The following is an 11,366-nucleotide window of genomic DNA, read 5'->3' as shown; positions in this document are numbered from 1 at the left end:
AATGGGGATCATCAATGGAAAAGAATTCATTGACCGATTGAATAAACTAGAAAACGAAGTATGGTATGATGGCGAAAAAATAGCGGGGCATATTTCCGATCATCCTGCATTTAAAGGGATCATCAGAACGAAAAGCTCGCTTTATGATTTGCAAACGAAGGATGAGGTCATGAATGAAATGACTTATTGCCTTCCTGGAGAACATGATCCTATCGGCCTCTCTTACCTTCAGCCTAAAACCAAGAGTGATTTGAGAAAAAGAAGGAACATGATTGAACATTGGGCCAGACATACTCACGGGATGATGGGGAGAAGTCCTGATTACATGAATACAGTTATGATGAGCTTTGCATCTTCAGCAGAGCTTTTAAGAGGTAAAGAGAATTGCTTTCCGGAACATATACTAGACGTGTATAAGCAAGCTGCTAAGCATGATCTTTCCTTTACCCATACCTTCATTACGCCCCAAGTGAACAGGTCACAGTCTTATTTAGAGATCAGCGAAAAACCGATATCTGCTAAAGTTATCGATAGAACTGAAAAAGGCTTAATTATACAAGGCGCACGTCTTCTTGCAACCCAAGGCGGGTTAACAGATGAAATTCTGGTTTTTTCGGCACCTAAATTTTTCTTTGAAACAGATGAAGCTTATGCTTTTTCGATACCCTCTAATACAAAAGGCCTCAAATTCATCACACGAGAATCATTTGTAGTAAGCGAATCTGCCTTTAATCATCCCTTAAGCTCAAGATATGAAGAAATGGATTCAATCGTTGTTTTTGATCACGTGTTAGTGCCATGGGATCGTGTGTTTTTTTATGATAATGTGGAAGCAGCTAAAGATTTTATGACAAAAAGCTCCTTTCATGCCTTTACCTTTCACCAGGTTGCCATTAGGCAAATGATCAAAATTGAATTTCTATTAGGAGTCGCGCAGATGCTGGTCGACACGATTAATGTTTCTGAATATCAGCATATACAAGAAAAACTCTCTGAGATCATTGTGGGAGTGGAAACCATTAAAGCACTCATTGACAAATCAGAAAATGACGCTAAGTTAGATGAGTGCGGCTATATGCGTCCCAGTTTGATCCCGCTTCAAGTCGTCAGTACGGTCATTTCTACTCTATATCCCCGATTAACGGAAATCATTCAATTAATTGGCGCTAGCGGAATGGTGACACTGCCGACAGAAAATGCGTTTAACTCAGAGATACGGGAAGATCTTGACCAATACCTCCAAGCAACCAATGCAAATGCTGAAGAGCGTGTGAGAATTTTCCGTTTGGCGTGGGATTTAACCATGAGTTCATTCGGAACAAGGCAAACTCACTACGAAAGATACTTTTTCGGAGATCCGATTCGGATTTCAAGCAGACTGTATACCAGTTATCCAATGCAACAGCAAGTAAACATGATTAAAAAATTTTTATATGCAGATGCTGGTGATTGATAACTATTTATATTAAAAATGAAAAAACAGCGGGAAAGGTCCGCTGTTTCGTATTTTTCATTCAGGAAACTGTACATGGCCCGGCACTGTATATGCATTGGACGTTCCGCTTTCAGGCAGCTTCGGAATGGTGTCTTTCACAACCTTTCCGCGGATGTCCGTCATTCTGACTTTGAGAGAGCCTGTCCCTACATTGGTACTGACAAAATGGTTATAGTCCATTTTTTCCATGTTGACCCACTTTCCATCTTTAACATATTCCATTTTCATAACAGGATACTTGTGATTTCTGACTTGGATTGCAGCCCACCACCTGCTGCTTCCTTCTTTGATCCTGTACGTGAAATTCCCTGTGATTGGGGCTTTGACAACACGCCATTTGATATTGATTTTTCCATCTTTCATATTGCCGATTTTACGGAAAGCATTAGGTGACAGATCAAGAGCTCCCTGAGCGCCTTCAGGATACAGATCGGTAACGTAGACCATTGTTTTTCCTTTTGGCCCCTCGACTTCCAAATAAGATCCTGCGAGTGCCGCTTTCACTCCCCCGTAATTGAGATCTGCCGGATTGATTGCAGCAATCTCCATATCGGAAGGAATGGGATCCAGCAGAAAAGCTCCTCCTGAATAACCCGACCCTGTATACGTTGCATAGCCTTCATGCTGGTCGTCATATGCCGCCGAAGCTTGCGGGGGAAAACAAAGGATCATCAACAAAATTGCGCTAACAAATGCACTGATTTTCTTTTTCATACATGACCTCCTCAATCCAGTCTTTAAATGAGAATCATTATCATTATAAGACTCAATCCATCTGGTTTGAAAGAGGAAATAGATTCATAGATGGTTTTCATACATAATCACTATCATTCCTATATCAAAGGAAGCGTTTTATGAAAAAACCAATACGAATGAATGAGTATGCACATCAGCCGAATTTCTTATTATTCACATAGCAATAAAGGACATGAAACACGTTTTTGGGTCGATAACAGTATGAGGAAAAGTTATTTTTCCCCGCTCAGTTTCAACTTAGCTGTCATCATGATGCCAAATATCAGCACGATCGGAACCCAAATAATGATGTCATAAAAATCAGGCTCAGCGAAAGCTACAATAATAGCCCCCACACAATATAAGATAATAGCCAGCGCTCTTAACACAGCATCTCTTAAAAATGTCTTCTTCTGCTTCTTAAAAAACAAACGGCCGGACAAATCCTCTAAAAGAGAAGCCAGTGTTCCGGTCAACACAGTTGAAGAAATACCTGCGATCCCCAGCTTTTTAGCTGCTATTGTTTGAATCCCCATCGATATGCTCATGAGAATAATAAGGATGTATACAGGAACAAAAGCCGAATAAAAAGAAAGACAAGCAAAGACAAACAAAATGAATGCTTCAAGCGCAAGCGCTTTTGTCACCGCAGTAGGCCACAGGGTATTTTCTGCCTTTCCGACCATCAGTGTTGAAATAATCACGCCACATATAAATCCGATTAGCGCAGTCAAAGAATTAAAAACTGTGACCTCAAGGGATTTGCCGATCGCTAACCCCAACAATACAATATTTCCAGTCATATTCGCTGTAAACACATGCCCCAGACTTAAATACCCGATTACATCCACGATTCCAGCTGTTAAACATAAAAGTGAAAGCAAGGTGTTTCGATAAGCTGCTGCAGTCAACGGTGTATCAATCCCTTCTTCTATTTCAATTGAAAGTATGTCTTTTAACGAAATCTGTTTATTTTGAATTAACCCGGCTTTAATTAGGAAGATAGAACCTATTATTCCATTCCATTAACTGTAATAATAATCTCCGCAAGGAAATTTATTAATTGAAAGGGGCAAATTATGCTGAAACGATTTTGTTTATGGTTCGCCGTGTTTAGTTTGTTTTTGGTTCTCTTGCCTGGAAAAGCGTTTGGAGCTGTCGATTTTCCAAACACCTCAACGAATGGCCTTTTAGGATTTGCTGGAAATGCTAAAAATGAAAAAGGCATTTCTAAAGCGAGCACAACGGGCGGAAAAAACGGCCAGATTGTTTACATTCAAAACGTTAATGATTTAAAAAACCATCTAGGAGGATCAACTCCGAAAATTTTAGTTCTTCAGAATGATCTTTCCGCATCTTCGAAAACAACAGTCACCATTGGCTCAAATAAAACACTCGTAGGCTCTTACGCGAAAAAAACGCTGAAAAATATTTATTTAACAACTTCATCTGCTTCTGGAAACGTCATTTTTCAAAATCTGACGTTTGAACACAGTCCGCAGATTAACGGAAATAATGATATTCAGCTTTATTTAGATTCCGGCATCAACTATTGGATTGACCATGTCACATTTTCGGGCCACAGCTATAGCGCAAGCGGAAGTGATTTGGACAAGCTCCTGTATATCGGTAAATCAGCAGATTATATCACGATCAGCAGCTCAAAATTCGCGAATCATAAATACGGTTTGATTTTGGGATACCCTGACGATTCACAGCATCAATATGACGGCTATCCCCACATGACAATCGCCAATAATTATTTTGAGAATTTGTATGTAAGAGGCCCGGGCCTCATGAGATACGGATACTTTCATGTTAAAAACAATTACAGCAACAACTTTAACCAAGCGATTACCATTGCCACAAAAGCAAAAATATATTCCGAATATAACTACTTTGGGAAAGGCAGTGAAAAAGGCGGAATCCTCGATGACAAGGGCACTGGCTATTTCAAGGATACAGGCAGCTACCCGTCTTTAAACAAGCAAACCTCTCCGCTGACTTCCTGGAATCCCGGATCTAACTATAGCTACCGTGTCCAAACGCCGCAGTATACAAAAGAATTTGTCACGAAATATGCCGGATCACAGAGCACAACACTGGTATTTGGCTACTGACACAAAAGAGGCCTGCGTAAAAAACGCCGAGCCTCTTTTTTACTTATAGGCCGATCTTGTTGCACTTCATCAAGCCCAGAGCTGGTCAAACCATTCTTATCAAAAAGTGTATTGTCTTTTTCACAATCACTTCTCAATCAATTTTCTTATTATACCAGTTTATCGCAAGTAAAAAGAATAAATCGAATCGGATCATACTAAGTTTCAAAATCGGTTTTCTATTTACATATCATTTAGTTTTTTATCATCTATAAACTAGACCGCCATCAGTTAATATGGCTTGACCGGTAATGTAATCAGAGGCATCTGAAGCTAAGAACGATACCAGATTAGCAACATCCTCGGGGGTTTGATATCTTTTCAGGGCTATTTCCGAAGAAAATTTTTCAAAAGCTTCCCCTGGCTGCAGGTCATCACTGTGTTTTACCATTTCTTCATCAATTCTGTCCCACATTTTTGTTTTTGCGACTCCGGGGCAATAAGCATTCACCGTTATTTTATACTTTGCCAGCTCTTTAGCAGCTGTATGTGTAAAAGACTTCACCGCATGCTTCGTCGCTGAATATGTGCCCAGCATTTCAAATGACTCGTGACCAGCTATACTGCATGCGTTAATGACTTTCCCCTTTGTTTTTTGTTTCATGAACTGATCAGCAGCTGCTTGAGTGCCAAAGACAACTCCATTCACGTTAACCTGAAACAATCTATTCAGTTGTTCTTCTGTGATTTCCAAAAATGGAGAAACAGCTTCAATACCCGCATTGTTTACAAAAACATCTAAGCTGCCAAACTGATCTGCTGCTTCTTTAACCAAATTGAATTGGTCTTCACGCTTCGATACATCCCCTCTAACCCCAATCACATGAAAGTGTTTCTCTTTGAAATCTGAAACCGTTTCATTCAGCAGTGCTCCATTGATATCATGCAGCACTACACGAAAACCATCTTTACATAGTCTTTCTGCGATGCCTCTCCCTAATCCGCCTGCTGAACCTGTAACTATCGCTGTCTTGGACATAAACATTCCCCTTTCGCAATAAGTTAACGTGACTATATCTTTATTTTAACAAATCAATAACTCTCCGCATCATTTAAAGGGCTGATACAAAAAAACAGTTTCTATATGTAGAAATTGCTGTTATAATTTCAAACCCACATTGCCTTGTGATTTGGTTCCGGTTGTCCATGCCAGAGACACTTTCTTTTTTGCTTGTTCATTGTATTCTTGAGACTTCAACTCATTACAAAAAGGCCAAGTTTTCAAACCGGCCTTTACATTCAATCTTTTATTAGAATTCGCACAACTCATCAACTGATAACCGTATAAATCTTTAACTTTCCCATCCCCACAATTTTCACCAATATAAGCTTTAACAATAAGTCTTTATAATCTATTCCTGCATCTTGTTATGAAAATGCCGTATTTATCTACTGACTAATCCAGCATGATACATTATGAATTTATCTAAACCATGCCTTTTCTAAATGATTCATGAAATTAGGATCATTAAAAGGGACATTCGCTTTACCGAAATCCGTTGTATTCAAAGCATTCCTCGCTGCCGGTGTTAAGTTTTCCCACCCAATTAATGGCTGAGTGCCCCCTACTTGATCACTAATATGCAATTCATGGTTTAAGGGCCATGTGCTGTCGTATGCAATTAACGGATGTGTATCCTTCATATTTCTTTCATTTGGCTGAACATTCGTGAATTTTCCGTGCCCGGAGTATGCGATAGATAAAACTTTTGGATTTTGATTAGACGGATTGTCGACCCAAACTACAATTCCTTCCCAGTCATGTCTATGCCCCAACCTTGGAGAAGCCTCATCTTTTGGAAAATACCAAGAATACATGATTGCCCACACGCCATTGTACCAAGTTGAACGTGAATAAACTTGTCCGGTATGTTTGCTGCAATCTCCTTCAGGCGCTCCAGTCGGCTGTAACCCGCCACTTGTATTGCCTTGTGCATCTACTGCCGGAAAGGGTACACAGCCGCTATAAACCTTCAAATACGGCTGGAACTTTTTTTCGGCTTTTTGAGAAATAGTAGTTGGGGCAACTTCATCGAAACCTACTACTTTGTCATGATCAATGACAGCAGCATCAATTGTTGGAACTAAGCTGATAAAAACGAGAAATGACATCAAAACAGCAAACGCAATTTTCTTCATTTCACTTTCCTCCTTATCGCATTAGTTATATAAAACCCAAACTGCCAAGTCATTATACAATGGTGAAATCCCCATTCAATCAAATTTACAGAATCTTAAAATCAATAAACAGAATCGATACGATTATTCATCATTCTTTACCTTCAAAGCAGCCTGAAGAACACATTTCGGTTTTTATTTTCATGTATCCAGCCCAGGTTTCATCATTAGTAAACTCACCTAAAAAATCATTCACCTGAGCTTCTTGAAGCACAGAATGATGTAGTGTAAGCTTCTATAATAGGATTTTGTGAAGGAGTTTCATCACTTAGTGCCAATGTATTTTTATTATGATGAAAATTTAGTACATAGATTAGTTAGTATATTCTATAAACAGCTCTTTACTAAAAACTGCTCTCACACTCATTTTATAAAATCAAAAAACACCCCTTCATACATAGATCAGAGGTGTTGAATAAAACTTATTTCGTCTTAACACTTCTCAGAAAAACACTTCTGTTCTCTGTGGCAGTTGTCAGCATCGTGGCATTTTCATTAAGCCGTTGAACTAAAGCTTCTTTAGCTTTTCCTTCATTTAAGTTAGTAGCCCGAATAACAAAAGTCCCGACTTAACATTTACTGCTAGTTGATTGTGTTAAGTAAACTCCTTAATTATTTTTCGGATTTGTCAGAAAAATAACCGAACCACATTAAACTAATGACGCCGGCAGCACCTAAGATTGTCATTATGATATAAGCCCATGTGGGTAAATTCATACACTTCCCCTCCTAAAAATTAAATAAAGGAATCTCTATCTTCAATTAAGGTCTTCTTCTTTCTTTTTCTTGTCCAGTTTAATACTTATAAAAATGTTGATGATTGCAGCTGAGAGATATAAAAACCCTACTCCCAGAGTGCCTAAAATTGTACTTGCAATTATGATGTAACTTTTTGTCATCACTTGACTGTCAATCAAAATAAGAAGTGTAATTAATCCAGCTAAAACACCTGCAAACCAAGCATTGCCAACAGCATAAGAATCATCAAGAACTCCTATCCATTGGCCAAAGATTGAGATTCCAACAGCAGTCAAACTGGATAGAAAAAGGTAATGATTTCATTTTCCCCCTCCTTAAACAGCTATTCTCATTAGTGATTCAAGGATTGGAACATTGAGAATTGCTGCTCGTCTTCATCAAGTCGGCTATCTTTTATACCATAATTTCTTATGTAATTTCATTTCTTCTGTTTGTTTTTTCTCCCCGGTCTTCCACGCCACTTTAACTACCTCACTTCCTCTTCAGGCATAAAATCAAAGGTAGCGATGTGGTCTTCCATGTGCCCTCCATCAGGCATTTCTTCACCTGTATACTCTGATAAATCATAATCTTCTCTGTCATCATATTTTTTACCATCTATAAATAAAGTGATTTTTTCAACAACAGTTCTTTTTTCGTCCTTCTTACTTCCCTGCCAGTACAAATTCAAAAAGTAATTAGGAGCAATTGAAGTTTTATCTGATTTTTCAAGGTTAGAAACCCATATTCCGCTTTTTCCGCTGCCCTCATATTTTACTTTGTTTTATTGACATTATTACAAAGATTGATACGATGCAGATCAGCAAAAATACAGTCATTAGCAATAGTCATTTTTTATTGTTCTTTTTTCTCATGTTTTTCCTCACTTCCCTCATTCTTTTAGTAGGAAAATGCGATCAAAATGTTACTGAAAAGAAAATTAAAAAGAGCAAGTGAGCCAACAGAGGGTTGCTCTAAACTTTTTAAACTTAAATTAAAGGAAAATTAAAACTTATAACATGCTTTAAATGCATGTTTTGTTTCATTGAGTCAATAACCTTCAAAATTATTACATTAAACCCTAAGACTATGATAATAACTTTATGAGATATTATCGAATTTTGAGAGTGAAAGTGTTGATGAATTAGCCTTACGTAGCCGCAAAAAGTTTTGAAACAATAGGTGCTTTTGAAGAGGCTGCAAGCTTTTTCAATGAAAAGATTTGGGCTGAACAGAAAATGAATCAGGTGAGGGAATCTTATGAAAAAATAGTGCTTTGCGTATCTATTTTAACTGTGATTTTAAGTGGGGTAGCTTTAACGCAATTGAGTACAGATTCACCATCTAGCATCCAAGTTGCTGAAAGGCCGGTCGGAGGTTAAGGAGAAGAGCATTCGATATAGCCCGCCTCATGAGAGTGGGCTTTTTATTTTTCCATTACTCCAAGCTTCCTACACCTTAAGGCAGCATTAAGTTCGCTAACAATAGCTTGTTGAATAATTTTTATACTTATTTTATCCTTATGATTCAATGATAAGTACCTATTAGTATATAATTAGATCAATGAATTCTTATCAGCAGAACCACAAAATAGCAAGGTGTTACCATGAATTTCCAACAGATAAAAGAGGGACTAATTTGAGAGAAAAATTATATTCATGTTTAATTTGCGGATATAAAGGATTAAGTCAAAATCCTTTGTATAAAGGCGAGTATCAAAAAACGTTTGACATTTGTCCATGTTGCGATTTTGAGTTTGGCTACAGTGAGGACCATGATGTAAGATTAGGCTTTATTGTCACTCCGGATCATTTAATTGAGGCTGCATTTCAATTGTATCGCAAACAATGGATTGAGTCCGGGATGAAAATTGCTCATCCTGAAGATATTCCAGAAGAATTAAAAAATGGTGATTGTTTAAAATTCGAAGTTCTGGTGAAACAACTGAAAAACCTAAATCTCGACATAGAGAATTTTGAAATTAACGGCTTTAATGATTAACTGAGGTGCTTTTTTTGGTTTTTCAAAGGTGTAACAGTCTTACAATGTCAAGCTAAAATGCTCAGGAAGTGATTCAACTGCTTGTTCATTTCAATACTTTTCTATTCGTATTCAATAAAGACTTTGTGATCGTCAACAAACATTTCACTTCCATCAGATAAGTGTATCCAAAAAGCGTCCTCTGGTTCTTCTCTATAGTCAAAAATTGCAGTAACTTTGACGTTTGACTCATCTTTGATTGGTTTTCCAACTGTTATTTTCGTTTTTTCCTCTGGCAAAGTAATGGATTTAATCATCAAAACCATCCCATCTTATCAGTTTTACTCTCCCTCATCCCTTTCCTTTCTCCGCAGTATGCTTAATGCTGATTCATCTCATCTATATAAGAAATATGAATTTTCTATTTCAATGACTAACAAATTTTATAATAAGATGCTTTAACGCCTATTTAACGCCATCTTCAGTGAATTTAAAGGTCTGTTTTAAATTGCGTCCTTCTTGCCCTTTTTGCGTCCAGATTATAACAACTTCTAATTCAGAGGCTTTATCTGCCAGCATAAAATGCTTGAACCTCAACGGCGAGCCATCGTTTAAACTTTCAGCTAACGTTTTAGCAGCATCTATTTGTTTTACACAATTTTCATTGGGGCATCCAAAAAGTGAAAACCTTGTGATTGAATCAGGATCATTTCTATACAATTGCACATCCACCGTAGCTGCTTCTTTCCCAATATTGTTGACTTCCAAGGAATAAACATTATATTTCCCTTTCTTAGGTGCCGCAAATTCCTTTGCATTTTTTGCTTCACTTACTTCTACTGACCACTGTTCCGTTTTTTGTGTAATCGGCAACACCGTAAAAGTAAGAGCGTGAGCTTTTGATTGAACAAAAGTAAACGCAAATAATATTACATATAAGAAAAATAATACCTTCTTCACTTCATTTATCTCTCCTTTTTTTCATTCGCTTGTCCAATAATAGTATCCTATTGCCGCTCGGCATTTATTTCTTTCGGTATTTGAGATGGCGCTTTAGGGACTTTTCTCAGTTTGTTATTGATCATATCGGAAGAGTACAACGTAACAATCATACTCCCTCCATACCGTTTTGCCCGAATTAATATTGGCTGGTTATATTGGTTTTTAAAGAGAAAGTCTGGACCTCCCCAGCTTACTGTCGCATCACGTCCGGACGGAACATATGGTACGCTTCTTGAATGAGAATAGCGCTGAACGATTCGCAGCCCTGCACGATCGACTGCATTAAATAATGTTGAAGATACCTGGCAAATTCCTCCGCCTACACCTTCAGACAACTCACCTTTAACGATAATGGGCGCACTCTTATATCCTTTGTCTTGAGTTCTCATCCCAACAACTTGATTAAACGAAAACGTCTCATTAGGGAAAACAACATGATTGTCAATCGCTTTTGCAGAAAGAGAAATATTGTGTGAACGGCTTTTATTGTTCGAATTAAAATATGTTACGTACTGACCGAGCTGATGTGTACTGATGTGAGCAAGCAGCTCGCTGTCAACTTTCGGATATATGTTCAATTCCGGCACTTCTACCTTGGAGGGGCCATGGCCATAGAAATAGGCATAAAACTTTTCCTTAAACGCCTGTTGATAAAGTCTGTAACCAACCCTGCCCGGGACAATGCTTCCCTGTTCGTTAAGCACAGCATTAGCCGGCTCCCGGTAAATTTCCTGATCCAGCTGTTCGATCAATTTACGGTATTTTTCATGGTCAATCATTGGAGTACCAGGAAGAGGCATTGTAAAGTTTTCACGGGTAACAGTAGCTATCGTCCGCCCTTGCTGTGTGACTGTTAAGCTGTCAGGCGGCTCGCTCGGTTGAGCCAATAATAAAAGACCAGTGATCCAAATTTGTATCATAAGTCGGTTTACCTCCCGACCATTAGTATGGGCATCAGCTTATTCTTTGATGTATTTCTTCCTATCGCTTGTTTGAATATTTAGATGTTGATTCGCTTATTTTTGAGTAATAGAAAAACCACATAAGTGAGCTATAACTTTAATTGTTCTCTGGTTCAA

General features: G+C 38.1%; 12 protein-coding genes and 2 pseudogenes. 5 read left to right on the top strand and 9 right to left on the bottom strand.

Annotation, left to right across the window (positions count from 1 at the left end; genetic code table 11):
• Position 1: 1 nt before the first annotated feature.
• On the top strand, positions 2–1,453 hold the full coding sequence (hpaB, locus tag ACMX2I_RS11830) for a 4-hydroxyphenylacetate 3-monooxygenase, oxygenase component (RefSeq protein WP_414957037.1): 1,452 nt from the start codon (positions 2–4) through the stop codon (positions 1,451–1,453).
• A gap of 57 nt (positions 1,454–1,510) precedes the next feature.
• Here hpaB and ACMX2I_RS11825 read toward each other — a convergent pair whose 3' ends face one another.
• Together ACMX2I_RS11825 and ACMX2I_RS11820 are read right to left on the bottom strand one after the other, a co-directional pair.
• On the bottom strand, positions 1,511–2,209 hold the full coding sequence (locus ACMX2I_RS11825; RefSeq protein WP_414957036.1) for an expansin EXLX1 family cellulose-binding protein: 699 nt from the start codon (positions 2,207–2,209) through the stop codon (positions 1,511–1,513).
• A gap of 254 nt (positions 2,210–2,463) precedes the next feature.
• The gene (locus ACMX2I_RS11820) at positions 2,464–3,141 is read right to left on the bottom strand and encodes a YoaK family protein (protein ID WP_087991886.1); all 678 of its coding nucleotides are present in this window, start codon (positions 3,139–3,141) and stop codon (positions 2,464–2,466) included.
• A 171-nt stretch (positions 3,142–3,312) separates the two neighbouring features.
• Here ACMX2I_RS11820 and ACMX2I_RS11815 point away from each other — a divergent pair, with 171 nt between their 5' ends.
• Positions 3,313–4,350, top strand: a complete 1,038-nt coding sequence (locus tag ACMX2I_RS11815; RefSeq protein ID WP_414958329.1) for a polysaccharide lyase family 1 protein — start codon at positions 3,313–3,315, stop codon at positions 4,348–4,350.
• Positions 4,351–4,594: 244 nt separating this feature from the next.
• On the opposite strand, the gene ACMX2I_RS11810 is transcribed toward ACMX2I_RS11815, so the two are convergent.
• The 4 genes and pseudogenes from ACMX2I_RS11810 to ACMX2I_RS11795 form a co-directional block, all read right to left on the bottom strand.
• On the bottom strand, positions 4,595–5,368 hold the full coding sequence (locus ACMX2I_RS11810) for an acetoin reductase (RefSeq protein WP_414957035.1): 774 nt from the start codon (positions 5,366–5,368) through the stop codon (positions 4,595–4,597).
• A 443-nt stretch (positions 5,369–5,811) separates the two neighbouring features.
• Positions 5,812–6,528, bottom strand: coding sequence for an NPP1 family protein (locus ACMX2I_RS11805; protein WP_414957033.1), 717 nt, complete (start codon positions 6,526–6,528; stop codon positions 5,812–5,814).
• 797 nt (positions 6,529–7,325) lie between these two features.
• The gene (locus ACMX2I_RS11800; protein WP_414957032.1) at positions 7,326–7,601 is read right to left on the bottom strand and encodes a hypothetical protein; all 276 of its coding nucleotides are present in this window, start codon (positions 7,599–7,601) and stop codon (positions 7,326–7,328) included.
• 111 nt (positions 7,602–7,712) lie between these two features.
• A pseudogene (locus ACMX2I_RS11795) lies at positions 7,713–8,144 on the bottom strand (DUF4944 domain-containing protein).
• A gap of 284 nt (positions 8,145–8,428) precedes the next feature.
• Between ACMX2I_RS11795 and ACMX2I_RS11790 the strand changes: the two are divergent.
• From ACMX2I_RS11790 to ACMX2I_RS11780, 3 genes and pseudogenes are all read left to right on the top strand, one after another.
• A pseudogene (locus ACMX2I_RS11790) lies at positions 8,429–8,555 on the top strand (aspartate phosphatase); the annotation flags it as partial.
• Entirely contained in the window at positions 8,544–8,687 is a 144-nt protein-coding gene (locus ACMX2I_RS11785; protein ID WP_414957031.1) for a PhrK family phosphatase-inhibitory pheromone, read from the top strand. The pseudogene ACMX2I_RS11790 and the gene ACMX2I_RS11785, both read left to right, overlap by 12 nt.
• Before the next feature lie 256 nt (positions 8,688–8,943).
• The gene (locus ACMX2I_RS11780; protein WP_414957030.1) at positions 8,944–9,306 is read left to right on the top strand and encodes a hypothetical protein; all 363 of its coding nucleotides are present in this window, start codon (positions 8,944–8,946) and stop codon (positions 9,304–9,306) included.
• A 101-nt stretch (positions 9,307–9,407) separates the two neighbouring features.
• Here ACMX2I_RS11780 and ACMX2I_RS11775 read toward each other — a convergent pair whose 3' ends face one another.
• The 3 genes from ACMX2I_RS11775 to ACMX2I_RS11765 all read right to left on the bottom strand — a co-directional run bounded on the left by ACMX2I_RS11775 (position 9,408) and on the right by ACMX2I_RS11765 (position 11,207).
• Positions 9,408–9,602 carry a hypothetical protein gene (locus ACMX2I_RS11775; RefSeq protein ID WP_414957029.1) on the bottom strand — a complete coding sequence of 65 codons (195 nt, stop codon included), beginning with the start codon at positions 9,600–9,602 and terminating at the stop codon, positions 9,408–9,410.
• Positions 9,603–9,750: 148 nt separating this feature from the next.
• Positions 9,751–10,245: a hypothetical protein gene (locus ACMX2I_RS11770; RefSeq protein WP_414957028.1), complete on the bottom strand. Its 495-nt coding sequence runs from the start codon at positions 10,243–10,245 to the stop codon at positions 9,751–9,753.
• Between the two features lie 47 nt (positions 10,246–10,292).
• Positions 10,293–11,207, bottom strand: coding sequence for a VanW family protein (locus tag ACMX2I_RS11765; RefSeq protein ID WP_414957027.1), 915 nt, complete (start codon positions 11,205–11,207; stop codon positions 10,293–10,295).
• Positions 11,208–11,366: the final 159 nt, after the last annotated feature.

It is taken from the genome of Bacillus sp. SW14 (assembly GCF_047608225.1).
GTDB lineage: Bacteria > Bacillota > Bacilli > Bacillales > Bacillaceae > Bacillus > Bacillus subtilis_G.
This window is presented reverse-complemented; position numbering and strand designations above follow the sequence as displayed.

Excerpts from the sequence above, each read along its gene's own strand:
- ACMX2I_RS11785 (WP_414957031.1), top strand. The coding sequence starts at position 8,544 with ATGAATCAGGTGAGGGAATCTTATGAAAAAATAGTGCTTTGCGTATCT.
- ACMX2I_RS11805 (WP_414957033.1), bottom strand. The coding sequence starts at position 6,528 with ATGAAGAAAATTGCGTTTGCTGTTTTGATGTCATTTCTCGTTTTTATC.
- ACMX2I_RS11765 (WP_414957027.1), bottom strand. The coding sequence starts at position 11,207 with ATGATACAAATTTGGATCACTGGTCTTTTATTATTGGCTCAACCGAGC.
- ACMX2I_RS11810 (WP_414957035.1), bottom strand. The coding sequence starts at position 5,368 with ATGTCCAAGACAGCGATAGTTACAGGTTCAGCAGGCGGATTAGGGAGA.
- ACMX2I_RS11775 (WP_414957029.1), bottom strand. The coding sequence starts at position 9,602 with ATGATTAAATCCATTACTTTGCCAGAGGAAAAAACGAAAATAACAGTT.
- hpaB (WP_414957037.1), top strand. The coding sequence starts at position 2 with ATGGGGATCATCAATGGAAAAGAATTCATTGACCGATTGAATAAACTA.
- ACMX2I_RS11825 (WP_414957036.1), bottom strand. The coding sequence starts at position 2,209 with ATGAAAAAGAAAATCAGTGCATTTGTTAGCGCAATTTTGTTGATGATC.